Here is a 22,854-nt window from a genome sequence, read left to right on the forward strand (position 1 = left end):
GCTGATGAAAATCGACCCGATCCACCAGTTCAACATCGAGCCTCTCTTCACCCTGGGCCATATCGGCAACCACACGATCGCCTTCACCAATTCGTCGCTCTACATGCTGGTGGCGGTCGCGATCATCTCGCTCCTGATGCTCGCCAGCGGCACCCAGCTAGTCCCCGGGCGCCTCCAGTCGGTCGCCGAGATTTCCTACGAATTCGTCGCCTCGACCATCCGTTCGACGGCCGGCGCGGAAGGCATGAAGTTCTTCCCGCTGATCTTCTCGCTGTTCATGTTCATCTGCGTCTCGAACCTGGTCGGCATCATCCCCTACACCTTCACGATCTCGAGCCATCTGATCGTCACCGCGGCGCTCGCGCTGCTGGTCTTCTTCACGGTCCTGATCTACGGCCTCTACAAGAACGGCCTGAAATTCTTCAAGATCTTCGTTCCCCACGGCGTCCCCATCTACATCCTGCCGCTGGTGATGTTCATCGAGATCCTGTCGTTCTTCCTGCGGCCGGTCTCCCACAGCGTCCGTCTCTTCGCCAACATGCTGGCCGGCCATATCGCGCTGAAGGTGTTCGCGGGCTTCGTCGCCATGCTCGGCTTCTCGCTCGGTGCGCTGGGCTGGGTCGGCGGCGTGCTGCCGCTGGCGCTCACGGTCGCGTTGTACGCACTCGAGATTCTGGTCGCGTTCCTCCAGGCCTACGTGTTCGCGATCCTGACCTGTATCTACCTCAACGACGCCATTCATCCGGGACACTGAGCAGTCCGGGGAATTTCCACCCAAAACCCAATCTTTCTTCCAAGGAGTCTAAAATGGATCCGGCAGCAGCAAAACTTATCGGCGCGGGCATCGCATGCATCGGCATGGGCGGTGCGGGCGTCGGCGTGGGCGTGATCTTCGGCAACTATCTCGCCGCGGCCGTTCGCAACCCGTCGGCGGCTCAGGGCCAGTTCGGCAATCTGATCTTCGGCTTCGCCGTGACCGAAGCGCTCGGCATTTTCTCGCTGCTGATCGCGCTGCTGCTGCTGTTCGTTCCGCTCTGAGGACGAAGTTTCGCGCCGCTTCAACCGAAGCGGCGCGCATGACGGCAACAGGAGTAATCCATGGCTGAAAGTCATGGCGGGGCGAAAAGTCCGGCGGCGGGCGCCCACACGGGGGCCGAAGGCGGTCACGGTGGCGGTTTTCCGCCGTTCGAGAGCAGCACCTATGCTTCGCAGCTGGTGTGGCTCGCGATTTTCTTCGTCGCGCTTTACGTGATCGTGTCCAAGCTCGCTCTGCCGCGTGTCGGCGGTGCGATCGAGGCGCGTCAGAACAAGATCGAGGGCGACCTCGCCGAAGCGCAGAAGCTGAAGGACCAGTCCGAAGCGGCGCTGAAGGCCTATGAAAGCGAGCTCGCTGCGGCGCGCTCGCGCGCGCAGGCGATCGGCAACGAATCCCGCGATAAGGCGAATGCGCAGGCGGACGCCGAGCGCAAGGCGCTGGAAGAACAATTGGCGACCAAGCTCGCCGAGGCGGAGAAGACCATCGCCTCGACCCGCACCGCCGCCATGAGCAACGTCCGCGGCATCGCGGCCGATGCGGCAGGTTCGATCGTGCAGCAGCTCACCGGCGTCGTTCCCGACGCTGTGTCGGTCAATGCCGCGGTCGATGCGTCTCTGAAAGGTTAGTCGAGATGTTCTTCGATCCTGAAACCTGGGTCGCCATCGCCTTCGTGATCCTGATGGTCGTGTTCGGCTATCTCGGGGTCTTCAGGTCGGCGATGACGGCGCTCGATCATCGCGCCGCCCGCATCAAGGCCGAACTCGACGACGCGACGCGCCTCAAGCAGGAAGCGGCCAAGGTGCTCGCCGACTACAAGGCGCGCAGTGCCACGGCGGAGCGCGAAGCTGCCGACATCATCGCCAACGCCAAGTCCGAAGCCGAGCGCATCGCGACCGAGGCCAAGGCGAAGATGGAAGACTTCGTCGCCCGCAGGACCAAGACCGCGGAGGGCAAGATCGCGCTCGCCGAGGCCCAGGCGCTGGCCGATGTCCGCGCCGCGGCCGCGGAAGCCGCCGTCCAGGCCGCCTCCACGATCCTGTCGCAGTCGGTCAAGGGCCAGATCGCCGACGATCTGCTCGCCAAGGGCATCACCGAGGTCCGGCAGAAGCTGAACTGAGGGATTTCGCCTTCACCAATCAAAAAGCCGGCGCGATGAGCGCCGGCTTTTTTGTTTTTCGGGCTCCTTCTCGTGTCCCGGACGCGGCGCAGCGTGCAACGCTGCTCCGCAGAGCCGGGACCTAGGCCTCACCCGATAACGCTGACCGCAACATAGGCCCCGGCTCTGCGTCGCACCGCTACGCGCTGCGCCGCGTCCGGGGCACGAGACCGACCTATTTCTTCTTCCCTCTTGCTTTCGGCTCGGGCGAGAGCGCCTGCGGATCGAAGCCGACATAGAAGATGTAGGAATCGGCGACCTTGGCCGAGGGCATCGGATAGGCTAGATCCTCGGCAACGAAGGTGAAGGGCACGCTGCCGCCCTCCGACATCTCGACCGTGGTCCGGTAGGCCTTGGAGGCGATCACCTTCTCGCCGACGCCGCCCTGCACCACGGCAATGCGCAGCGGCACCTCGACGGTCGCAGGCGCACCGGCGGGACCGGCGATGACGCGACCCTGGATGCCGATCCGAGCCATGATATCGCCGCCGTTGCGGGAGCATTCACGCGCCATCTTGGTGATGGTGGCCTGGAAGCGGATCTCGTTGCCGACGGCCGGCTTGCCGGTGGCGCCGACCGCGTAGGTCGAGGCCCCGGCGCGCACCGTGACCTGCGGGCAATCGACGTCGTCATCTGCGGCCGGCTGGCCCGGCGCAGGCGCTGGCTTGGGCTCTTCGGACTTGCCGCCGAACAGGCTCTTGAAGCGGTCGCCCAGCGACTGCGCCGAGGCCGGCGAGACGGCCCCAAGCGACACCGAGAGCGCCACGACGATCACCGGCCCCTGCCGCAGCACATTCCGCAGTGATCGAAACTCCTTTACCATCAACGCCCATACTCCATGACAACATCCCAGCCGATCGCCGGCCGGCCCTGCCGCGTTATATCGCCAAAACCGGCGAACCCAAGGCAAGCAAATAAGGCAGGACGACAGAGACATGGCCGCACGAATCGACAGGCTCAGCCGCGGAAATCCTCGTGCAGCAGGCCGAACAGCAAATGGTCCTGCCAGACCCCGTTGATGCAGAGATAGCGGCGCGCAAGCCCCTCGCGGGAGAAGCCGCACTTCTCCAGCACCCGGATCGACGGCGCATTGGTGGGAATGCAGGCGGCCTCGACCCGGTGCAGGTTGAGCTCGCCGAACAGCGTCGGCAGCAGCACCCGCAGCGCGGCCGTCATGTAGCCGCGATGGGCATGGGGCTGGCCGACCCAATAGCCGATGGTGCCCGCCTGCACGATGCCGCGCCGGACATTGGCGAGCGTGATGCCGCCGACCATGGCGCCATCGAGTTCGCGGAAGATCAGAAAGGGATAGGAGCGATCCGCCGCGATGTCCTCGGAATAGCGGCGCAGGCGGCGGCGGAAGCCGGACCTGGTCAGATCGTCCGACGGCCAGATCGGCTCCCAGGGCGTCAGGTAGTCGCGGCTCGACTCGCGCAAATGCGCCCACTGCAAGAAGTCCGACATCTGCGGCGCGCGCAGCAAAAGCCCGTTGCCGCGCGGCGCGAGGGCGGCGGGTCCACTGGATGGCAGGCGAAACAGGGCCATGGCGATGCTTCCGGGGCGGGTCAGCCCGTGCGCGGCTCCTAATGCAGCCGCGCCTTGGCACGTGCCCGGGTCAATCCTTCCGCAAAAGACACCGCCGTGTCCAGACCCCTGCCGCTGCCTAATGCGACAACCGCAGGCCGGCTCCGCGAAAGCAGTGCACGCGCCGCATCCCGGGTCGATTCGACGCTGACGGCGTCGATCCGGGCCACCAGCTCCTCGACCGTCTGCGGCCGGCCATAGGCCAGCACATGCCGGGCGAGCTGCTCGGCGCGGGAGGAACAGCTCTCCAGCGCCATCAGCAGGCCGGCCTTCATCTGCGCCTTGGCCCGCGCGATCTCGGCTTCGGTCAGCGTCTCCACCGAATCATTCATGATGTCGACCACGACCTCCATCATCTCCGGCGCGTCGGCCGGATCGGTACCGGTGTAGAGGCCGAAGAAGCCGGTGTCGGTATAGGGGGCGTGGAACGAGTAGATCGAATAGCAGAGCCCGCGCTTCTCACGCACCTCCTGGAACAGCCGCGACGACATCCCGCCGCCGAGGATATTGGTGAAGACCTGGAGCGAGAACAGCGACAGATCGTTCTGCGGCACGCCTTCCAGCGCCAGCGTCAGGTGCGCCTGCTCGAGCTCGCGATGCACCACCTTGGTGCCGCCCTTGCCGAACTGGGCGGTTTGCGGCTTCGGGCCCGGCGTTCCCTCGAAACTCGCAAAGCGCTGCTCGACCTCGGCGACCACTTGCTTGTGATCGACCGCGCCTGCCGCTGCCACGACCATGTCGGGGCCGCGATAATGCGTCGACAGGTAGCCGCGCAGCATGTCGCGGTTGAAGGCGCGCAAGGTCTTGGCGGTGCCGAGCAGCGAGCGGCCCATCGGCTGGTCGGGATAACAGAGCTCGTTGAGATGCTCGAACACGACGTCGTCCGGCGTGTCCTGCGCGGCGCCGATCTCCTGCACGATGACGTTCTTCTCGCGCTCGAGCTCGTCGGGCTCGAAGGCGGGATTGGCCAGGATGTCGGCGAGCACGTCGAGTGCGAGCGGCACGTCGGCCTTCAGCACCCGCGCGTAATAGGACGTGGTCTCGGTCGAGGTGCCGGCATTGAGGTCGCCGCCGACCGCCTCGATCTCCTCGACGATCTCGCGCGAGGAGCGCTTTGTCGTGCCCTTGAACGCCATGTGCTCGAGCAGATGCGAGATGCCGTGCTCGTTCGGCTTCTCGTCGCGTCCGCCGACGCCGGCCCAGACGCCGAGCGCCGCGGTCTCGAGATGGGGCATTTTATCAGTGACGACGGTCAGGCCGGAGGCAAGCTTAGAAATCTCGACACTCATCCGGCAACTCCCTGTTTCGCGGCGCGGCTGACCGACAGCACGAACCGCTCGACCTCGGCCTGGTCGTTCTTCATCACCTTGATGTGTTCGGATTTGGTCATGAGACCGTCGAGCCAGGCCGGCAGTTGCGGCCGCTGGCCGCAGGCCGCTTCGACCGCGTCGGGGAATTTGGCGGGATGGGCGGTGGACAGCACGATGCTGGGCACCGTCGTGTCGGTGGTGTCGCGGTCGGCGACGGCGAGCGCAACTGCGGTATGGGGATCGACCAGTTCGCCTGCCTCACGCCGGGCCGCACGGATCGCGGCGGCCGTTTCGGTCTCGTCGGCGCGGCCCGCGTCGAACTCCTCGCGGATTGCCGCCAGCGTTGCATCGGGCAGCACGAAGCGCCCCGATTGCTTCAGCTGCTCCATCAGACGGCGCACACCGGCCGCATCGCGCCGGCCGGCCTCGAACAGCAGCCGCTCGAAATTCGAGGAGATCTGGATATCCATCGACGGTGACGCGGTGGCATGCACCTCCCGCACCTCGTAGATCCCGGTCTTGAGCGTGCGCGCCAGGATGTCGTTGACGTTGGCGGCGATGCGCAACGTGCGCACCGGCAGGCCCATGCGCTTGGCGACATAGCCGGCGAAGATGTCGCCGAAATTCCCGGTCGGCACGACGAAATCCACCTTGCGTGCCGGCGCACCGACGGCCACGGCGGAGGTGAAGTAGTAGACCACCTGGGCGACGATGCGCGCCCAGTTGATGGAATTGACGCCGGAGAGCGAGGTGATATCGCGGAAGCGATGGTTGTTGAACATCCCCTTCACGAGTGCTTGGCAGTCGTCGAAATTGCCCTCGACGGCGAGCGCATGAACATTGGCAGCGCCTGTCGAGGTCATCATCCGCCGCTGCACCTCGGAGATGCGGCCGTGCGGGAACAGCACGATCAGATCGACGTTCTCGAGCCCGGCGAAGGCTTCGACTGCAGCGCCGCCAGTGTCGCCGGACGTCGCGACCACGATGGTGGTGCGCTGGCCGCGCTTGGCGAGCACGTGGTCCATCAGCCGCGAGATCAGCTGCATCGCCACGTCCTTGAAGGCGAGCGTCGGGCCGTGGAACAGCTCCAGCACGAATTGATGCGGCGTCATCTGGCGCAGCGGCACCACCGCCGGATGGCGGAACGTGGCATAGGCCTCGTTCGCCATGCGCCCGAGGTCGGCGTCCGAAATCTCGCCGCCGACGAAGGGATGGATCACGTCGACCGCGACTTCCCAATAGGGGCGGCCGAAAAAGCCGGCGATGGCCTCGGTCGAGAGCTGCGGCCAGGTGGCCGGCACATACAGGCCGCCGTCGCGGGCAAGCCCGGTCAGCATCACGTCGCAGAAGCCGAGTTCGGGGGCCTCGCCCCGGGTCGAGATATAACGAGTCAAACTGCCCTCCAAAGGCCGATCGGGCTTGAGCCAGACCGTAAGCCTTTGATTTTATGAAACTACTTGTTAACAGCCAGAGGCTTTGGGCCACCATAAAGTGTTTTGCGGCATCGGGAAACCGCTTCCCGCCTGGGCCCGGCCCAACGAAAAAGGGCTGCGGCGATACCGCAGCCCCTCTCTTGGAAGGCCTGTCGTTGATATGTGCAGACCAGTTTGCCTCATCCGGGTCGCCGACCCGCTATAACCGTCGGCCAAGTTCTCGGCGCCCGTCACGAAATCGTCAGGGGCGAAAACGACGAACCCGGGAAGATGTTCCTATTTTTCCCGACATGCTTCAGCCTTCGCGGCTCCATCTGCGCGATCTCCCGCATCACATTGCCATTTGTTCCCGAGCCCTCGGACAACCACGGAACGAAGGGTAGCTCCGCTTATTGTGCCCGAGGATGGTGTCGGCAGCAGCCGGTTCGGCGCCCGGCCGACCGTACCGGGCGTCAGCTCATCCCGATTTCCACCGCGATCCTGATCAGGTCGGAATGATTCTTGGCGCCAAGCTTCTGCTTGAGCAGTGACGTGGTATTGGCGACGGTCTTGTAGGAGATCCCCAGCGCTTCGGCGACCTCGACGATCTTGTCGCCGCGGCCGAGCAGGCGGAGAATTTCGAGCTCCCGCGGCGTCATCTGCGAGGCCGGATTGGCCTTGATCGCTGCACCGGAGAACGTCACGGCTTCCGCGAGCTGCGGCGAGATGAAATTGTCGCCCGCGACCACCTTGCGCACAGCCTTGAGCAGAATCCGGGGATCGTCGCCCTTGGAGACATAACCCTGCGCGCCCAGCTCGACCGCCCGTACCACGAAAGCGGGATCGTCGTTCATGCTGAACATGATGATCTTGGCGCCGGGGTCGTCCTTGCGGATCCGCCGCATCAGCTCGAACCCGGAGACGTCAGGCAGACTGATGTCGATCACGGTGACGTCGGGCCGCTTGCTGACATAGGCGCGATGCCCCGATTTGGCGTCGGTCGCCTCGTCGATACGGATCGAATGGTCGGACGCGAATAGGGTGCGGCAACCGGACAGCACCACGGGATGGTCATCGACGATCAGAACCTTGGTCGCCGGCCTGGCGGTATCTTGCATCGCGCGCTCTCTTGTTTTTCAACTCATAGACCTGCGGGAACAAATGGAAAGAGAGAATCCGGCCAATGCGCGTTAGAATTGACCTAATGTGGCAACGACTCTCGTTCAGAACGCAATTGTTCCTCCCGCTCGGCGTGATGTTCGTCACCGCCCTGATCATGGGCGGCGTCCTGCTGCACGCCTTCACGACCGGCCAGCTCGCCGAAGAGAACGAGCCGACGCGGCGATCGACCCGGGCGGTGGCCGAGGCCCTGAACAGCGCCCTGCGGTCGTCCGGGAACCCGCGCAGGACATTGGACGACTTCGTCCGGATGCTGGACGCATCTTCGAATATCCAATTCCGTTCTGCGGAAGCTGGTTCGCCCCCGCTTGCGCCAAGGCCTCTGCAAGGTCCGCATGGCCCGCCGGCATGGTTCGTCAATCTCCTCACCATCCCGGACCTGCATATCGCATTTCCGGTTACGATTGACGGCCAGCGCGCCGGTGACATCGTGTTCACGCCCGATCTGTCGGCTGCACTGTTCGAGACGTGGGTTGGTTTTCTCGCGCTGGCCGGCTTCGTCCTCGTCTTCATGGGACTGACGGCGATCATTGCTCATGTCCTTGCAGGCTCGGCGCTACGCCCCCTGGAGGATCTCGGCGACGGGCTCACGCGGTTACGGGGCGGCGACTACGCAACGCCGATCCCGGTCGCAGGACCGCCGGAAATCCGGCAAAGTTGCGAAGAGGCCAATGCGCTCGCCACCACGCTGGCGCAACTGAGCCAGGACAATCGCGACCTGTTGCATCGCCTGGTGTCGCTCCAGGACGACGAGCGGCGCGACCTCGCGCGCGAGCTGCATGACGAGCTCGGACCGCTGCTGTTCGGCATCCGCGCCGGCACGATCGCGCTGAGCGAGGCCTCGCAGGGAAATCTTGGCAAGCCGGCGCAGGAGGTGATGCGATCAGTCGAGGCGCTCCAGCAGACCAACCGCCGCATCCTCGACCGGCTGCGGCCGCTTTACATCGAGGAATTGGGACTCGCGACCAGCGTGCAGACGCTGCTCCAGAACTTTCGCAGGCAGGCCCCGCATGTCGGCCTGACGGCCACGATCGATCCTGATCTGAACGCAATCGACGGACCGCTGGCCCAGACCATTTATCGCCTGATCCAGGAGGCGCTGACCAACGTGCTGCGCCACGCCGGGGCGAACAATGCCCATGTGCAGGCGACGATTGCCGGCGAGGTGCTCAGTCTGGAGATTTCCGACGACGGCGGCGGCTTTCCCGAGGGCAACGTCTTCGGCCGAGGCCTGACCGGCATGCATGAGCGCGTGCGCGCGCTCAGTGGGTCGCTGTCACTGTTGCGCGCGAATGATCGAACCTATGTGCGCTGCCGCCTGCCGGTCGCGACGGCGCGAGGCGAGCCGGCAACCGGCTAGCAGGCACCATCGGCATGGGAGGTCTGTCGCGCCGGCTCGCACAGGGTGCTGTAGATCTTGCCTTCCGGACTGAAGCGAAATGAAACGCGGATACGCAGCGAGCTCGCGACGGAATATTCGAGATCGATGCCATGCGGCACCGGATGGATCTCCTCCAGGCCAAAGCCCGCCGACGAGAAGGTGCTGAGCCGTGGTCCCCAGTAGGTTTCGAGCTCGCGCCGACCGCGATGGTGTCGCGAGCCGTTACACATGCATTCGACTTGGGCGTCGTCCGCATGGAGGTCGAGCAGCGTCGCCAGGTCGCCCTTGCGGCAGGCGTCCACCCAGTCGACGACAATTCCCATCGGGTCGAAGTCGCTCACATCAAAATCCTGTCTGGCCGCGAAAATTTGCGGGCGGCTTAGGACCACCCTCGTGAATATGCGCTGAACAATAAACCCCGGGCGATACCGGGTTCCCTGGGAACCTGCGCACAATTCAAGCCGGGTGCCGTCCCCTCACCCAGACGCCGAACGCGATCAGCACCGCGCCTGCGAGTGCGAACCAGGTGATGGCGTATTGCAAATGATCGTCCTTGAGATGCACGTCGAGTGGGCCCGGACGCGGGATGCCGTTCTCGGGCACGGGTTGCTCGAGATCGACGTAGAACGGTGCAACCGTGCCCCAGCCGAGTGTGGCTGCGATCGTCAGATGATCGCGCACGAACCAGAGCCGCTTGTCGCGGCTCTCCGCCGGCGTCAGCCAGCCCCGCGCTTCGGGAAAGCGAAGATAGCCGGTGAGCATGACGGGTCGCCCGGTCACGAGCTTCTTCACCGCACGATCCTCTACGTTGCGGTCCTGCATCGTGTTCTCGACGTAGCCCGCATCGATGACGACCGTCTCGCCGCTCGGGAGCCGCGCCGGCAGAAACGCCCAGGTGCCGGGGCTTGAGGCGTCCTTGCGCACGGCCGAGCCGGACGAATAGACCATCGCATCGGGCGAGGCCGCGTAGGTCGCGGTAAAGCTGACGCGGCGGAATTCGTCGCGCGCGGGATTGAGCGCAGCCCATTGCGAGGGCGGCGGTAATGCGACGGGTGTCTCGGCGAGACGCTCCGTGAGTGCTGCGACCAGCTCATGCTTGGCGGCCCGGCGCTGCAATTGCCAGAGGCCGAGCGCCACGAAGACGGCGGTCAGGAACAGCGTGAACAGCGCGAAGCCGGCCAGGCGGGGCTTGCGGACCGTCTCGTTCATTTCGCGCGGTCGACCAGCCGGCCCGGTGCCGCCTTATGATGGAATTGCAGCGCGATCAGCAGCGACTTCATGACGCGCAACGGCACCAGCGTGGTCGCGAGAATCAACGGCAGCCACAGCACGGCATGCAGCCAATACGGCGGCTGATACTTCACCTCGACGACGAGCGCGCACGCAACGACGATTCCGCCGGCCAGCATGATGATGAAGATCGCCGGGCCATCGCCGCTGTCGATGAAGGCGTAGTCGAGGCCGCAGCGGTCACAAGAAGGCGCGAGTGTCAGAAAGCCCGCGTAGAGCTTGCCTTGCCCGCAGCGGGGGCATTTGCAGGCAAGTCCGCGCATCGCGCTTTGCAGGACGGTGGTCTTGGGCCCGGATGTGCCGGCGGTGTCGTTCATGATGACGGACTCTAGAGCATTATCGGTTCTGATTGAATCAGAACCGAAGCTCTAGATTCTTGTTTTGACGCATTTTCTTCACGCGAACCGGTATCCACTTCGCTCGAAAACGCTTTAGCACGGTTTCCGGCGGAGCTTGCGGCGGCCGCAAAGCGAAAGGGCGGCCGTGCGGCCGCCCTTTCTGATCGATCCAGGGCCGCTCAGTGCGCGCCGTGGGCCATGGTCTCGGCGCCGTGTCCCCAGACATAGATGCAGAGGAACAGGAACAGCCAGACCACGTCGACGAAGTGCCAGTACCAGGCGGCGAACTCGAAGCCGAGGTGCTGGGTCGGCGTGAAATGGCCCGCATAGGCACGCAACAGGCAGACCAGCAGGAAGATGGTGCCGACCAGCACATGGAAGCCGTGGAAGCCGGTCGCCATGAAGAAGGTCGCGCCATAGACGTTGCCGCCGAACGAGAACGCCGCGTGGCTGTATTCATAAGCCTGCACGCAGGTGAAGAGCGCGCCGAGCACGACGGTGAGGATCAAGCCGTATTTCAGGCCCTGGCGATCGTTCTCGAGCAGCGCATGATGCGCCCAGGTTACCGTGGTGCCGGAGGTGAGAAGAATCAACGTGTTCAGGAGCGGCAGGTGCCAGGGATCGAAGGTCTCGATGCCGTGCGGCGGCCAGGTGCCCGGCACGGAGCAGGCGCCGGCCTGGGTGCCAAGGCCACAGCCGAACACCGCATCCCGGGTGGCGTGGACAGCGTCGGCCGGGAACAGCGCCGCGTTGAAATAGGCCCAGAACCAGGCGACGAAGAACATCACCTCGGAGGCGATGAACAGGATCATGCCGTACCGGTGATGGAGCTGCACGACGCGGGTGTGGTCGCCCTTGTACTGGGCTTCCTTGATCACGTCGGCCCACCAGCTCGCCATGGTGTAGAGCACGCCGACGGTGCCGACGCCGAAGACGATCGGCGCGGCCGAGAACATGTGGTGCATCCAGGTGATCGCGCCGACTGCCATGATAAAGGCCGAGATGGAGCCGACGACGGGCCACGGGGAGGGATCGACCAGGTGGTAGTCGTGATGCTTGGTGTGCGCCGTAGCCATTTGCGGTCTCTCTCCTCAATCCCGTGCCTGTCCGGCACTTATCCCCTTGTGTCCAATCCCTTGGGCGTCAGCCCGGCGATCAGAGATTTCCCTTGCGTTTGTCGCCTTCGCCCGATGCCAGCGGCTTCACCACGGGATCACGCACCGGATAGAACGTATAGGACAACGTGATCGTGTTCAGCCCATCGTTCTCGTGATCGTCGGCGACCGACGGATCGACATAGAACACGACCGGCATCTCGCGCTTCTCGCCGGGCGCCATGGTCTGCTCGGTGAAGCAGAAGCAGTTGATCTTCTGGAAGTAGGAGCCGACCGTCAGCGGCGCGACATTGTAGGCCGCCTGGCCTGCGGTGGTGCGCGCGGCCTGGTTGGTCACCGTGTAAAAAACCGTCACGACCTGGCCGATATTGACCTCGATCTGGCTCTGCTCCGGCTCGAATTTCCAGGGCAGGCCGGGCGCGACATTGGAATCGAAACGCACCGCGATCTTGCGCGCGATCGGGCCGGCTGCCGGTGCCGCAGTCGCGACCTGAGTCGTGCCATTGAAGCCGGTAGCGCGGCAAAACCAATTGTAGAACGGAACCGCCGCGTAGGATGCGCCGATCATCAGCGCGACCACACCGCCGCAGATCGAGGCGACCAGCGCATCGCGGCCAAGACCCTTCACAGGCCCACGTCCCTTAAGAGACTGACGCCCCTTGGTGGCCGTCAGGCTCTGATCCTGCGCTATGGTCGGCTCGTGATCCATGTTTCCTACATCGGCCGGACTAGCACCGCCGGCCCCTTGACCATGGTGACGGCGAAGAACAGCACAACGAGCACGCCGAGCGCGAGCGCGATCGCGATCGAGCGCTGACGACGGCTCTTCTTCTGCGCCTCGGTGAGGACGATTCCATCTGGCTCGGGTTTGTCGGCCATCCCAGCGATCATGCGCCCCCAACCATCGGAGCAAGCGCCCGGTACACGACCTCGGCCAGCAGGGTCGCGAACAGCGCGAACAGATACAGGACGGAGAAAGCAAACAGCTTGCGGGTCGCGCGCAGCGAGGCAGATCGCTCGCGGCGTAGATAGACGTTGATCGCGAGCACCAGCATGCCCGCGCCGAGGATCAGCGAGACGACACCGTAGACGGCGTCGAAATAGCCGAGCGCCCAGGGCGCTGCGGCAACCGCGATCAGCACGATGGTGTAGAGCAGGATCTGAAGCCGCGTCGCGTCGGGACCGGCGACGTTGGGCAGCATCGGAATGCCGGCGCGGGCGTAATCGTCGGAGCGGAACAGCGCCAGCGCCCAGAAGTGCGGCGGGGTCCAGAAGAAGATGATCGCGAACAGCAGCAGCGGCTCGACGTCGACCGTGCCTGTGACCGCGGCCCACGCCACAACCGGCGGCAACGCGCCGGCGGCACCGCCTATCACGATGTTCTGCGCGGTCCAGCGCTTCAGGCCGATCGTGTAGATCACGACGTAGAAGAAGATGGTGAAGGCGAGCAACGCGCCCGCGATCCAGTTGACCAGGATGCCGAGCGTCATCACCGAGAAGAAGGCCAGCGTCATGCCGAACGCCATCGCCTCGGGACGGGTGATACGACCGCGCGGAATCGGCCGGTTCGCCGTGCGCGACATCTTGGAGTCGATGTCGCCTTCGAGCGCCATGTTGAGCGCCCCGGAAGCGCCGGCACCGACCGCGATGCAGAGCAGCGAGGTGATCGCAAGAACCCAGTGGAAATGGCCGGGCGCCATCGCCATTCCAACCAGCGCGGTGAAGATCACCAGCGACATCACCCGCGGCTTGAGCAGCGCGAGATAGTCGCCAACCTCCGCTTCGGAGATGCGGGGATTGATGTCGATGGCGTTCTGGTCGAGGACGGACACTAATTCAACTCGCTTCGCTATAGAGCCGCGGCGCCCGTCAGGGGCGCCGCGAGAGATTGATCACTGCACGCGGGGCAGCACTTCGAACTGGTGGAAGGGCGGCGGCGAGGGCAGCGTCCACTCCAGCGTGGTCGCACCCGCACCCCAAGGATTGTCGCCAGCCGGCACCTTGCGGGCGAAAGCCTCGATCACGCAATAGAGGAAGATCAAAACGCCGAAGCCGGAGATGTAAGAGCCGAGCGACGAGATCAGGTTCCAGCCCGCGAACGCGTCGGGATAATCGACATAGCGGCGCGGCATGCCCGACAGGCCGAGGAAGTGCTGCGGGAAGAACACCAGGTTCACGCCGATGAAGGTAACCCAGAAGTGCGCCTTCGCGAGCCCTTCATTGTACATGTAGCCCGACATCTTCGGGAACCAGTAGTACCAGCCGGCAAAGATCCCGAACACCGCACCGAGCGACAGCACGTAGTGGAAGTGCGCGACGACGTAGTAGGTCTCCTGGAGCACGCGGTCGACGCCCGCATTCGCCAACACGACGCCGGTGACGCCGCCGACGGTGAACAGGAAAATGAAACCCACCGCCCAGATCATCGGGGCGCGGAACTCGATGGAGCCGCCCCACATCGTTGCGATCCACGAGAAGATCTTCACGCCGGTCGGGACCGCGATGACCATCGTGGCGGCGACGAAATAGGCCTGCGTCGCCGAGGACATGCCGACCGTATACATGTGGTGCGCCCACACCACGAAGCCGATGCCGCCGATCGCGACCATGGCGTAGGCCATGCCGAGATAGCCGAACACCGGCTTGCGCGAGAAGGTCGAGACGATCTGGCTGACCATGCCGAAGGCGGGAAGGATCAGGATGTACACCTCGGGGTGACCGAAGAACCAGAACAGGTGCTGGAACAGCACGGGGTCGCCGCCGCCGTCGGGCGCGAAGAACGTCGTGCCGAAATTGCGGTCGGTGAGCAGCATGGTGATCGCGCCCGCGAGCACAGGCAGCGACAACAGCAACAGGAACACCGTCACCAGGATCGACCACACGAACAGCGGCATCTTGTGCAGGGTCATGCCCGGTGCACGCATGTTGAAGATCGTGGTGATGAAGTTGATGGCGCCGAGGATCGACGAGGCGCCCGCCAGATGCAGCGACAGGATCGCGAAATCGACGGCCGGACCCGGATGGCCCGAGCTCGACAACGGCACGTACATGGTCCAGCCGGCGCCGACGCCGTTGGCGCCGGGCTCGCCCTCGACGAAGGTCGACATCAGCAGCAGGGCGAAGGAGGCCGGCAGCAGCCAGAACGAGATGTTGTTCATGCGCGGGAACGCCATGTCGGGCGCGCCGATCATCAGCGGCACGAACCAATTGCCGAAACCGCCGATCATCGCGGGCATGACCATGAAGAAGATCATGATCAGGCCGTGAGAGGTCACGAACACATTGTAGGTGTGCGTCTCGTGGAAGATCTGCACGCCCGGATACATCAGCTCGGCACGGATCGCGATCGACATCGCGGCGCCGATGACGCCGGCGATGACCGCGAAAATCAGGTACATCGTGCCGATGTCCTTGTGGTTGGTCGAATAGACGTAGCGCCGCCATCCGGTCGGATGGGCATGCTCGTCATGTCCGTGGTCTTGCGCGTGATCGCCGTGTGCCGCTGCGCTCGTTGCCATTTTCAAATCCTGCCTTGCGTCCCATGCGGACCTGATGCGGTCCCGCCCTTTATGTCGCTTTCGGTCCCCTCGCGCCTTCGCCCGGCGCTTACTGCGTCGGGCCGGCCGCGGAGGCGTAGGTGCTGGCGCCGCCGCTCGCATATTTCTTCTTCGCCGCCTCGACCCAGGAGGCGAAATCCTTGTCCTCCACGACGCGAATCGCGATCGGCATGAAGGCGTGATCCTTGCCGCAGAGCTCCGAGCACTGGCCGTAGAACATGCCGGTCTTGCTGGCCTTGAACCAGGTCTCGTTCAGCCGCCCCGGAATGGCATCGATCTTGACGCCGAAAGCCGGCAGCGCGAAGGCGTGGATGACATCCGCACCGGTGACCTGGACACGGACCACCTTGTTGACCGGCACCACCATCTCGTTGTCGACGCCGAGCAGGCGGGGCTGCTTGTCCTGGGCCATCAGCGAGTCGAACTCGAACTTGCCGTTGTCAGGATAGGCATAGGACCAATACCACTGCTTGCCGGTCGCCTTGATCGTCAGGTCCGCCTTCGGCACGTCGAGCTCGAGGAACAGCAGGCGGAACGACGGCACCGAGATACCAACCAGGATCAGCACCGGAACCAGCGTCCAGGCCACCTCGATCAGTGTGTTGTGGGTGGTCCGCGACGGCACCGGATTGGCCCGCGCGTTGAACTTGATGACCACGATCACCAGCAACGCCAGAACGAACAGCGTAATCAGGGTGATCAGCACGAACAGGAAGTTGTGGAACCAGACGATATTGTCCATCACCGGAGACGCGGATTGCTGGAGCGTCCACTCCCACGGCGCCGGTTGCCCGAGCTCGGCGAATGCCGCACCGCCCGTCGCCAGCGTCAGACCCGCCACGGCCAATCCCAGCAAGTGCCGGCCAACCTGGCCCATCGACATCCTCATGCCGTTCGCGCTCCCCTAACGAAATCACCCCAAGTGCATCCCCCTATTTCCGGGAAACGCTTATTCGATCCGCCCGTCCGTCAAACCGCCGCGCAAGAATACCTCTAAGAGGAATTGGGGCCAGATCGCGAGAACGCCGAAATCAAGCCTCTCAAACCATAATTCTTGATCTATCGCAATGCAGTCTTGAACCCTTCTGTCAGCCATCACCCGCAAGATATTTCCCAGTAACATCAGACAAAAATACCGTTTCCCGGGATGCTGCGGCTTGACAGCGGAATTGCCCGCGGTAGGCACTGGGAGATAGCCGCGCAGGAACCTGATTCGTGCGGGCGATGGCGGCGTGGCCGGCGCGGAATTTGCTTGCGAATCGCCTTCAAGACGCCGTCATTCCCCGTATCAGTCCGCCAGGCGCGAGCGGCCCAGGCGAGCAGAGGGACCGACCCGATGGGGTTTCCGAGAGGCATGGCAAGGCAGCCTAAATGGCAGGCTAAAAGGCAGGCTGGCAGCCTCACGATGCTGGCCGCGCTGTTGGCGGGGGTGGTCGTCCTGGCGCTTCCGGGCCTCGCCCATGCGCAGGGCGCGGTGCGCTCCGTCCATGGCGACTGGCAGATCCGCTGCGACACCCCGCCGGGCGCCCAGACCGAGCAATGCGCCCTGATCCAAAGCGTGGTGGCCGAAGATCGCTCCAATGCCGGCCTGACCGTGATCGTGCTCAAGACCGCCGACCAGAAGAGCCGCCTGATGCGCGTGGTCGCCCCGCTCGGCGTTCTCCTGCCGTCCGGCCTGGGCCTCAAGCTCGACAACCAGGATGTCGGCCGTGCCGGCTTCGTTCGCTGCCTGCCCAATGGCTGCGTCGCCGAGGTCGTCATGGACGACAAGCTGCTCGGCCAGCTCCGCACCGCCAAGACCGCCACCTTCATCATCTTCGAGACGCCGGAAGAAGGCATCGGCTTCCCGCTCAGCCTGAACGGGCTCGGCGAGGGCTATGACAAGCTGCCGTAACGCAGCCGGACGTATCGCGGCCAGACCTATTGTTTCCGTAATGTGAGGCTTCGTGCCCTCGCGGAACCGGTCCGAAACCATTATCTTGCCGCACATCCCTCCGAGAACGGAAGCCAGATGACCAACCCTGCCACAACCTCCCTGCTCGACCGCGCCAATCTCGACCGCGACCAGGTTCGCAGCGAGCTCGCGCGCGGGCTTGCCGGCGCCGACGACGGCGAATTGTTCCTCGAATACAGCCAGACCGAAGCGCTGATGTTCGACAATGGGCGGCTGAAGCAGGCGACCTACGACACTTCCCAGGGTTTTGGACTGCGCGCCGTCAAGGACGATGCCGTCGGCTATGCGCATTCCTCCGACGTGTCGCTGCCGGCGCTGATTCGCGCCGCGGACGCCGTGGCGGCCGTGCGCGGCGGCTATTCCGGCAGCTTTGCCGCCCCGCCGGCGCATACCAACGTGCGGCTCTATAGTGACGACAATCCGCTCGATGCCCCCGGCTTCGAGACGAAAGTAAAACTGCTCGCCGAGATCGACGCCTATCTGCGCGACAAGGATCCGCGGGTGCGACAGGTCAGTGTCAGCTTGGGCGCGACTTGGCAGGTCGTCGAGATCCTGCGTCCCGACGGCGAGAGCTATCGCGACATCCGCCCGCTCGTGCGTGTCAACGTCTCCGTCGTCGCAGGCCAAGGCGACCGCCAGGAGAGCGGCAGCAAGGGCTATGGCGGCCGCGCTGGCTATGCCGAATTCATCGAAAGCAAGAACTGGCGCGAGGCCGCCGACGGCGCGCTGCGCGAGGCCCTCGTCAATCTGGAATCGATTCCCGCCCCCGCCGGCGAGATGGACGTCGTGCTCGGCGCCGGCTGGCCCGGCGTGATGCTGCATGAAGCGGTCGGCCACGGCCTCGAGGGCGACTTCAACCGCAAGAAGACCTCCGCGTTCGCCGGCCTGATGGGCCAGCAGGTCGCGGCCAAGGGCGTCACTGTCGTCGACGACGGCACCATCGCCTCGCGCCGTGGCTCGCTGTCGATCGACGACGAGGGCACGCCGACCAACCGCACCGTGCTGATCGAGGACGGCATCCTGGTCGGCTACATGCAGGACCGCCAGAACGCACGGCTGATGAACATGAAGCCGACCGGCAACGGCCGCCGCCAGGGCTATGCCCATGTGCCGATGCCGCGCATGACCAACACCTACATGCTCGCAGGCGACCGCGATCCGGCCGAGATTCTCGCTTCGGTCAAGAACGGCGTGTTTGCCGCGAATTTCGGTGGCGGTCAGGTCGACATCACCTCGGGCAAATACGTCTTCCAGTGCACCGAGGCCTACAAGATCGAGAACGGCAAGCTGGGGGCGCCGCTGAAGGGCGCCATGCTGATCGGCAACGGGCCCACCGACCTGCATCGCATCCGCATGATCGGCAACGATCTCGCGCTCGATACCGGCATCGGCACCTGCGGCAAGAACGGCCAGGGCGTGCCCGTCGGCGTCGGCCAGCCGTCGCTGCTGATGGAACGCATCACGGTGGGTGGAACGGGCGCATGAGCGTTGAGAAAGTAACTGTCCCCGCCAAGCGGAAAAGCAGTGGCTGGGCCGGCCAGCTCATGCAGCTCGCCGGCATCGTCGTCGCCGTGTTCATCGCCAAGGGCGCGCTGGCCGAGCCGTTCTACGTGCCGTCGGGCTCGATGGAGCCGACGCTGCTGATCGGCGACGCGCTGCTCGCCTCGAAATTCCCCTATGGCTACGGCACCTCGTCGCTGCCGATCCAGATCAACCTGCCCGAGAGCGGCCGCGTGTTCGCGGAGACGCCGAAGCAGGGCGACGTCGTGGTGTTCCGCTGGCCCGGCGATCGCTCGCAGGCCTGGGTCAAGCGTGTCGTGGGACTGCCCGGCGACCGCATCCAGATCCGGCAGGGACAGCTCTTCGTCAACGACCGTCCCGCCGAGCTGAAGCCCGATGGCGTCGGCGCGGCCGAGGACGACAATGGCAGAACCGAGCCCGCCTATCGCTACGTCGAGACGCTGCCGAACGGCGTCTCGCATCTGATCTTCAAGATGCGCGACAACGGCCCGCTCGACAACACGCAAGAAGTCACGGTGCCCGCCGGTCACCTCTTCGTGCTCGGCGACAACCGCGACAATTCCGCGGACAGCCGCGTGCCGCTGCGCTCCGGCGGGGTCGGCTTGCTGCCGATCGACAATCTGGTCGGACGCGCCGATGCCGTGCTCGGCTCCTGGGACCTCGGCATCCGCGGCCAGCCGGTATGGACATGGCTCTCCGGTTTCCGGCTCGCGCGGTTCTTCACCGCCGTGCACTGAGCCGATCTCATGACTTCGACGACGTCAGAAATTTCGCGCTGACGTGGCCGGAGGTCGAGGACGGCACTTCCTACGGCACGCCAGCGCTGAAAGTGCGCAAAAAGTTACTGACACGTCTGAAGGAGGACGGCGACAGCCTGGTGATGCCGGACATCCCGATCGACGAGCGCACGATGCTGATCGAGAGCCGGCCAGAGACCTTCTATTTCACCGACCACTACGCCGACTATCCGATCGTGCTGATCCGCCTGTCCCAGGCCAAGCGCGCGATCATCGAGCCGTATTTGCGCCGGCGCTGGCGCGGCCTCGCCTCGAAGGCGGCGCGTGCAGCGTTCGACGCAAGCTCGTCATAGTAGCCGCGGAATGCGCTGCGTGGGGCGGGCAAAGCGAAGCGTGCCCACCATTCGCGAACGGAGTCGCGGAAGGATGGTGGGCGCGGCGCTACACGCCTTTGCCGCACCCTACGAACTCCGTCTGATCACGCCGCCTTCGCCTGCACGTTGTCGCAGAACTCCGCGAGCCGATCCGCCAGCCGCAGCATTGCGGAGCTGGCGCCGGGTGAAGCCATCAGCGCCACCTCGGTCCGGTTGATCGGTTCAAAGCCGTCCTTGGCCGTCAGCACGCGGTGATCGGACTGGATCGACATCTCCGACAGGATGCTGAGGCCCATGCCGGCGGCGACCGCGGCCTGGATGCCGGCAAGGCTCGACGACGAATAGGACATGTGCCAAGCGCGGCCGGCGCTCTCCAGCGCGTGGATGGCGCCGGCGCGATAGAGGCAGCCGGTCGGAAAGCCGATCAGCGGCACCGAGGACGCCTTGACGTCGACCGGATGGCTCTTGCTGGTGACCCAATGCACCCGCTCCGGCCACACCGCGATGGCGCCCTTCGCGCCGGCCTCGCGCTTGAACAGCGCAAGGTCGAGCTCGCCGCGATCGAGGTCGCGCGCGAGATTCTTGCTCTGGTCGGCGCGCACATCGAGCCGCAGCCCGGGATGCGAGCGCGAGAACGTGCCCAGCAATTTCGCCAGCCGATACGCCGCAAAATCCTCGGGGATGCCGAGCCGGATCGCGCCTTCGCCATCAGGCTCGCGCAGCACGTCGCGCGCTTCCTCGGCGAGCGAGAGCAGCCGCCGCGCATAGGACAGCAGCCGCTCGCCGGCCTCCGTCGGCCGCACGTCCTTGCCGTCGCGATGCAAGAGCACCTGGCCGACGTCCTCCTCCAGCCGCTTGATCTGCTGACTCACGGTCGATTGCGTGCGGTGAACGCGCTCGCCGGCGCGGGTGAAGCCGCCGGCCTCGACCACCGAAACGAAGCTGCGCAGGAGCTCCAGATCGAGCATCGCCGCCTCCATTTAAAAATCCACTGATCAGAGGTTAATCATTTAATTTCCAAATGACAACCCACGTTCCTAGATCGAGGGCTCAGGAGAATGCCCTCATGTCGCTCGCCACCTCGCTTCCCGCAGCACCAAGCCGCTTCAACACCTTGCCACTCGCCATCGGCCTGTTCTGTCTGCTCTGGAGCTACGCCTTTGTCGCCGGCAAGATCGGTGTCACCCATTGCCCGCCGCTGATCCTGCTCGCCGCGCGCTTCTCGCTCGCCGGCATCCTGATCCTCGGCGCGACGATGATTCGCGGTGGCTGGTCCCTGTCCTGGCGCGACGCAGCGATCTTCGCCGTGCTCGGCATCGCCAACAACGCGCTCTATCTCGGGCTCGGCTACACCGGCCTGCAATCGGTCTCCGCCGGCCTCGGCGGCCTGGTCGTCTCGGCCAATCCGGTCTTCACCGCCGCGTTAGCGACCCTGCTGCTCAGCGAAGGCATGACCTGGCGCAAGGCGGGCGGCCTGTTGCTCGGCATCATCGGCGTGACCGCGATCGTCTGGCACCGCCTGTCGGTCGGCACGGACTCTCTCCACGGCATCATCTTCACGCTGGCCTCGCTCGCCTCCATCGTCGCCGGCACCATTTTGTTCAAGCTGCTCGCCCCGAGGGGCTCTCTGTGGATCGGCAATGGCGTGCAGAATCTCGCCGCCGGCATCGTGTTGGCGCCGATCGCGTTCACCTTCGCCGACGTCCACGCCATCGATGTCACGGCGAGCCTGATCGGCGCCTTCGCCTTCCTCGTGCTCGGCGGCTCGATCCTCGCCTACTGGCTCTGGTTTCATCTCCTGAAAGTGTGTGGCGCGACCGCTGCCAGTGCCTATCATTTCCTGATGCCGCCGCTCGGCATGCTGTTCGCCTACATCGTGCTTGGCGAGCATGTCGAGGGGCGGGACCTGCTCGGCATCATTCCGGTCGCGCTCGGCATCTATCTGGTGACGCGCCCCGCAAAGCCGGTCGCGTAAGAGGAGTTCATCATGCCCATTTCCATCACCCTGATCGGCGGCCCTACCGCGCTGATCGAGATCGACGGCTTCCGCCTGCTCACCGACCCGACTTTCGATGCGCCCGGCGCCTATCAGCTCCCGCATGTGAAGCTGGAAAAGACCATCGGTCCCGCCGTGAGGTCCGACGCGATCGGTCCCGTCGATGCGGTCCTGCTCAGCCATGACCAGCATTCCGACAATCTCGACAATTCCGGCCGCGAATATCTGCTCAACGCCAAGCGCGCGCTGACGACGGAGGCCGGAGCAAAACGCCTCGGCGGCCAGGTCGAAGGTCTCGCGCCGTGGGGCACAACGCATCTGAAGGACGGCGACGGCAACATGCTGACGATCACCGCGACGCCGGCCCGTCACGGCCCGGCCGGTATCGAACCGCTGTCGGGCGACGTCATCGGTTTCGTGGTATCGTCGAGCCGGAAAGACACCACGTCGGTCTACATCACCGGCGACACCACCTGGTTCGACGGCGTCGCCGAGGTCGCGCGCCGCTTCAAATGCGGCGTGGTGATGCCGTTCGCGGGCGCCGCGCAGACCCGCGGACCGTTCCACCTCACCATGGACACCAACGACACCATCGAGACCGCGCGCGCGTTTCCCGATGCGATGATTGTGCCGGTGCATACCGAAGGCTGGGCGCATTTCCGCCAGAACAGCGAGGATCTGCGCAAGACCTTCGACGTGCTGGGATTCGGCACAAGGTTGCGATTGCTGGAGCCCGGCGTGCCGACGGTGGTGGAGGCGCCGTAGCCTCAACTGTCATGCCCCGGCTTGACCGGGGCATCCAGTACGCCGCGGCGGTCGTTGTGAGAGCGAGGTACCTAAAGCGTGATGGCATTAAGTTCGATAGCCTGAATTTTTGAGATAGTTGGCGCATTCCTCGGGTGTGAAAGCGTCGA

The 22,854-nt window shown here is 64.8% G+C and carries 26 protein-coding genes; 11 read left to right on the forward strand and 15 right to left on the reverse strand.

Annotated elements, in window-relative coordinates; all coding sequences use genetic code 11:
- Positions 1-4: 4 nt before the first annotated feature.
- Genes QSV46_RS17415 through QSV46_RS17430 form a run of 4 tightly spaced genes read left to right on the forward strand, consistent with a single transcriptional unit; the run spans position 5 to position 2,153 of the window.
- Positions 5-754: a F0F1 ATP synthase subunit A gene (locus tag QSV46_RS17415; RefSeq protein ID WP_314953186.1), complete on the forward strand. Its 750-nt coding sequence runs from the start codon at positions 5-7 to the stop codon at positions 752-754.
- 53 nt (positions 755-807) lie between these two features.
- The gene (locus QSV46_RS17420; protein WP_007599451.1) at positions 808-1,038 is read left to right on the forward strand and encodes a F0F1 ATP synthase subunit C; all 231 of its coding nucleotides are present in this window, start codon (positions 808-810) and stop codon (positions 1,036-1,038) included.
- Positions 1,039-1,098: 60 nt separating this feature from the next.
- Complete coding sequence (locus QSV46_RS17425; protein ID WP_314953275.1) at positions 1,099-1,662, forward strand: F0F1 ATP synthase subunit B; 564 nt, start codon at positions 1,099-1,101, stop codon at positions 1,660-1,662.
- A gap of 5 nt (positions 1,663-1,667) precedes the next feature.
- Positions 1,668-2,153, forward strand: a complete 486-nt coding sequence (locus QSV46_RS17430) for an ATP F0F1 synthase subunit B (protein ID WP_314953278.1) — start codon at positions 1,668-1,670, stop codon at positions 2,151-2,153.
- 214 nt (positions 2,154-2,367) lie between these two features.
- On the opposite strand, the gene QSV46_RS17435 is transcribed toward QSV46_RS17430, so the two are convergent.
- From QSV46_RS17435 to QSV46_RS17455, 5 genes are all read right to left on the reverse strand, one after another.
- A complete protein-coding gene (locus QSV46_RS17435; RefSeq protein WP_314953281.1) occupies positions 2,368-3,015 on the reverse strand; it encodes a hypothetical protein in 648 nt (215 codons plus the stop codon).
- Between the two features lie 134 nt (positions 3,016-3,149).
- Positions 3,150-3,737 (reverse strand): GNAT family N-acetyltransferase, encoded by a 588-nt coding sequence (locus QSV46_RS17440; RefSeq protein WP_011084002.1) that lies wholly within the window; start codon positions 3,735-3,737, stop codon positions 3,150-3,152.
- A 38-nt stretch (positions 3,738-3,775) separates the two neighbouring features.
- Positions 3,776-5,065 carry a pitrilysin family protein gene (locus tag QSV46_RS17445; protein WP_314953295.1) on the reverse strand — a complete coding sequence of 430 codons (1,290 nt, stop codon included), beginning with the start codon at positions 5,063-5,065 and terminating at the stop codon, positions 3,776-3,778.
- Positions 5,062-6,480 (reverse strand): threonine synthase, encoded by a 1,419-nt coding sequence (thrC, locus tag QSV46_RS17450; RefSeq protein ID WP_314953298.1) that lies wholly within the window; start codon positions 6,478-6,480, stop codon positions 5,062-5,064. The genes QSV46_RS17445 and thrC overlap by 4 nt, the downstream gene beginning before the upstream one ends.
- 491 nt (positions 6,481-6,971) lie before the next feature.
- Positions 6,972-7,616 carry a response regulator transcription factor gene (locus tag QSV46_RS17455; protein ID WP_314953302.1) on the reverse strand — a complete coding sequence of 215 codons (645 nt, stop codon included), beginning with the start codon at positions 7,614-7,616 and terminating at the stop codon, positions 6,972-6,974.
- Positions 7,617-7,702: 86 nt separating this feature from the next.
- Between QSV46_RS17455 and QSV46_RS17460 the strand changes: the two genes are divergently transcribed.
- Positions 7,703-9,037, forward strand: coding sequence for a histidine kinase (locus tag QSV46_RS17460; RefSeq protein WP_314953305.1), 1,335 nt, complete (start codon positions 7,703-7,705; stop codon positions 9,035-9,037).
- Here QSV46_RS17460 and QSV46_RS17465 read toward each other — a convergent pair.
- The 9 genes from QSV46_RS17465 to coxB all read right to left on the reverse strand — a co-directional run bounded on the left by QSV46_RS17465 (position 9,034) and on the right by coxB (position 16,247).
- Complete coding sequence (locus QSV46_RS17465; RefSeq protein ID WP_314953308.1) at positions 9,034-9,399, reverse strand: nuclear transport factor 2 family protein; 366 nt, start codon at positions 9,397-9,399, stop codon at positions 9,034-9,036. The genes QSV46_RS17460 and QSV46_RS17465 overlap by 4 nt on opposite strands.
- A 115-nt stretch (positions 9,400-9,514) precedes the next feature.
- The gene (locus tag QSV46_RS17470) at positions 9,515-10,267 is read right to left on the reverse strand and encodes an SURF1 family protein (protein ID WP_314953311.1); all 753 of its coding nucleotides are present in this window, start codon (positions 10,265-10,267) and stop codon (positions 9,515-9,517) included.
- Entirely contained in the window at positions 10,264-10,665 is a 402-nt protein-coding gene (locus tag QSV46_RS17475) for a DUF983 domain-containing protein (RefSeq protein ID WP_314953314.1), read from the reverse strand. Before QSV46_RS17475 ends, QSV46_RS17470 begins: the two co-directional genes overlap by 4 nt.
- Before the next feature lie 200 nt (positions 10,666-10,865).
- The gene (locus tag QSV46_RS17480) at positions 10,866-11,762 is read right to left on the reverse strand and encodes a cytochrome c oxidase subunit 3 (protein WP_314953318.1); all 897 of its coding nucleotides are present in this window, start codon (positions 11,760-11,762) and stop codon (positions 10,866-10,868) included.
- Positions 11,763-11,841: 79 nt separating this feature from the next.
- Positions 11,842-12,510: a cytochrome c oxidase assembly protein gene (locus QSV46_RS17485; protein ID WP_314953321.1), complete on the reverse strand. Its 669-nt coding sequence runs from the start codon at positions 12,508-12,510 to the stop codon at positions 11,842-11,844.
- A 5-nt stretch (positions 12,511-12,515) separates the two neighbouring features.
- The gene (locus tag QSV46_RS17490; protein ID WP_200457479.1) at positions 12,516-12,692 is read right to left on the reverse strand and encodes a CoxF protein; all 177 of its coding nucleotides are present in this window, start codon (positions 12,690-12,692) and stop codon (positions 12,516-12,518) included.
- Positions 12,689-13,633 (reverse strand): heme o synthase, encoded by a 945-nt coding sequence (locus QSV46_RS17495; protein WP_314953327.1) that lies wholly within the window; start codon positions 13,631-13,633, stop codon positions 12,689-12,691. The genes QSV46_RS17490 and QSV46_RS17495 overlap by 4 nt, the downstream gene beginning before the upstream one ends.
- 60 nt (positions 13,634-13,693) lie before the next feature.
- The gene (gene ctaD, locus QSV46_RS17500; protein WP_314953330.1) at positions 13,694-15,319 is read right to left on the reverse strand and encodes a cytochrome c oxidase subunit I; all 1,626 of its coding nucleotides are present in this window, start codon (positions 15,317-15,319) and stop codon (positions 13,694-13,696) included.
- 88 nt (positions 15,320-15,407) lie between these two features.
- Positions 15,408-16,247 (reverse strand): cytochrome c oxidase subunit II, encoded by an 840-nt coding sequence (gene coxB, locus QSV46_RS17505; protein WP_314953333.1) that lies wholly within the window; start codon positions 16,245-16,247, stop codon positions 15,408-15,410.
- Positions 16,248-16,694: 447 nt separating this feature from the next.
- Here coxB and QSV46_RS17510 point away from each other — a divergent pair, with 447 nt between their 5' ends.
- The 4 genes from QSV46_RS17510 to QSV46_RS17525 all read left to right on the forward strand — a co-directional run bounded on the left by QSV46_RS17510 (position 16,695) and on the right by QSV46_RS17525 (position 19,923).
- The gene (locus QSV46_RS17510) at positions 16,695-17,252 is read left to right on the forward strand and encodes an invasion associated locus B family protein (protein WP_314953335.1); all 558 of its coding nucleotides are present in this window, start codon (positions 16,695-16,697) and stop codon (positions 17,250-17,252) included.
- Positions 17,253-17,369: 117 nt separating this feature from the next.
- A complete protein-coding gene (gene tldD, locus QSV46_RS17515; RefSeq protein WP_314953338.1) occupies positions 17,370-18,797 on the forward strand; it encodes a metalloprotease TldD in 1,428 nt (475 codons plus the stop codon).
- Entirely contained in the window at positions 18,794-19,570 is a 777-nt protein-coding gene (gene lepB, locus QSV46_RS17520) for a signal peptidase I (RefSeq protein WP_314953341.1), read from the forward strand. Before tldD ends, lepB begins: the two co-directional genes overlap by 4 nt.
- Positions 19,567-19,923 carry an MmcQ/YjbR family DNA-binding protein gene (locus tag QSV46_RS17525; protein WP_314953373.1) on the forward strand — a complete coding sequence of 119 codons (357 nt, stop codon included), beginning with the start codon at positions 19,567-19,569 and terminating at the stop codon, positions 19,921-19,923. The genes lepB and QSV46_RS17525 overlap by 4 nt, the downstream gene beginning before the upstream one ends.
- A 125-nt stretch (positions 19,924-20,048) precedes the next feature.
- Here QSV46_RS17525 and QSV46_RS17530 read toward each other — a convergent pair whose 3' ends face one another.
- A complete protein-coding gene (locus QSV46_RS17530) occupies positions 20,049-20,912 on the reverse strand; it encodes a LysR family transcriptional regulator (RefSeq protein WP_314953345.1) in 864 nt (287 codons plus the stop codon).
- A gap of 98 nt (positions 20,913-21,010) precedes the next feature.
- Between QSV46_RS17530 and QSV46_RS17535 the strand changes: the two genes are divergently transcribed.
- Both QSV46_RS17535 and QSV46_RS17540 read left to right on the forward strand, forming a co-directional pair.
- Positions 21,011-21,919, forward strand: coding sequence for a DMT family transporter (locus QSV46_RS17535; RefSeq protein ID WP_314953347.1), 909 nt, complete (start codon positions 21,011-21,013; stop codon positions 21,917-21,919).
- A gap of 12 nt (positions 21,920-21,931) precedes the next feature.
- Entirely contained in the window at positions 21,932-22,705 is a 774-nt protein-coding gene (locus QSV46_RS17540) for an MBL fold metallo-hydrolase (RefSeq protein ID WP_314953350.1), read from the forward strand.
- Positions 22,706-22,854 lie beyond the last annotated feature (149 nt).

The organism is Bradyrhizobium cosmicum, assembly GCF_032290525.1.
GTDB classification, from domain to species: Bacteria; Pseudomonadota; Alphaproteobacteria; order Rhizobiales; family Xanthobacteraceae; genus Bradyrhizobium; species Bradyrhizobium cosmicum_A.

What these genes read in the sequence shown, in the direction of transcription:
- QSV46_RS17415 (WP_314953186.1), top strand. Translation starts at nt 5, where the DNA reads ATGAAAATCGACCCGATCCACCAGTTCAACATCGAGCCTCTCTTCACC.
- QSV46_RS17420 (WP_007599451.1), top strand. Translation starts at nt 808, where the DNA reads ATGGATCCGGCAGCAGCAAAACTTATCGGCGCGGGCATCGCATGCATC.
- QSV46_RS17425 (WP_314953275.1), top strand. Translation starts at nt 1,099, where the DNA reads ATGGCTGAAAGTCATGGCGGGGCGAAAAGTCCGGCGGCGGGCGCCCAC.
- QSV46_RS17430 (WP_314953278.1), top strand. Translation starts at nt 1,668, where the DNA reads ATGTTCTTCGATCCTGAAACCTGGGTCGCCATCGCCTTCGTGATCCTG.
- QSV46_RS17435 (WP_314953281.1), bottom strand. Translation starts at nt 3,015, where the DNA reads ATGGTAAAGGAGTTTCGATCACTGCGGAATGTGCTGCGGCAGGGGCCG.
- QSV46_RS17440 (WP_011084002.1), bottom strand. Translation starts at nt 3,737, where the DNA reads ATGGCCCTGTTTCGCCTGCCATCCAGTGGACCCGCCGCCCTCGCGCCG.
- QSV46_RS17445 (WP_314953295.1), bottom strand. Translation starts at nt 5,065, where the DNA reads ATGAGTGTCGAGATTTCTAAGCTTGCCTCCGGCCTGACCGTCGTCACT.
- QSV46_RS17455 (WP_314953302.1), bottom strand. Translation starts at nt 7,616, where the DNA reads ATGCAAGATACCGCCAGGCCGGCGACCAAGGTTCTGATCGTCGATGAC.
- QSV46_RS17460 (WP_314953305.1), top strand. Translation starts at nt 7,703, where the DNA reads ATGTGGCAACGACTCTCGTTCAGAACGCAATTGTTCCTCCCGCTCGGC.
- QSV46_RS17470 (WP_314953311.1), bottom strand. Translation starts at nt 10,267, where the DNA reads ATGAACGAGACGGTCCGCAAGCCCCGCCTGGCCGGCTTCGCGCTGTTC.
- QSV46_RS17475 (WP_314953314.1), bottom strand. Translation starts at nt 10,665, where the DNA reads ATGAACGACACCGCCGGCACATCCGGGCCCAAGACCACCGTCCTGCAA.
- QSV46_RS17480 (WP_314953318.1), bottom strand. Translation starts at nt 11,762, where the DNA reads ATGGCTACGGCGCACACCAAGCATCACGACTACCACCTGGTCGATCCC.
- QSV46_RS17485 (WP_314953321.1), bottom strand. Translation starts at nt 12,510, where the DNA reads ATGGATCACGAGCCGACCATAGCGCAGGATCAGAGCCTGACGGCCACC.
- QSV46_RS17490 (WP_200457479.1), bottom strand. Translation starts at nt 12,692, where the DNA reads ATGATCGCTGGGATGGCCGACAAACCCGAGCCAGATGGAATCGTCCTC.
- ctaD (WP_314953330.1), bottom strand. Translation starts at nt 15,319, where the DNA reads ATGGCAACGAGCGCAGCGGCACACGGCGATCACGCGCAAGACCACGGA.
- coxB (WP_314953333.1), bottom strand. Translation starts at nt 16,247, where the DNA reads ATGAGGATGTCGATGGGCCAGGTTGGCCGGCACTTGCTGGGATTGGCC.
- QSV46_RS17510 (WP_314953335.1), top strand. Translation starts at nt 16,695, where the DNA reads ATGGGGTTTCCGAGAGGCATGGCAAGGCAGCCTAAATGGCAGGCTAAA.
- tldD (WP_314953338.1), top strand. Translation starts at nt 17,370, where the DNA reads ATGACCAACCCTGCCACAACCTCCCTGCTCGACCGCGCCAATCTCGAC.
- lepB (WP_314953341.1), top strand. Translation starts at nt 18,794, where the DNA reads ATGAGCGTTGAGAAAGTAACTGTCCCCGCCAAGCGGAAAAGCAGTGGC.
- QSV46_RS17530 (WP_314953345.1), bottom strand. Translation starts at nt 20,912, where the DNA reads ATGCTCGATCTGGAGCTCCTGCGCAGCTTCGTTTCGGTGGTCGAGGCC.
- QSV46_RS17535 (WP_314953347.1), top strand. Translation starts at nt 21,011, where the DNA reads ATGTCGCTCGCCACCTCGCTTCCCGCAGCACCAAGCCGCTTCAACACC.
- QSV46_RS17540 (WP_314953350.1), top strand. Translation starts at nt 21,932, where the DNA reads ATGCCCATTTCCATCACCCTGATCGGCGGCCCTACCGCGCTGATCGAG.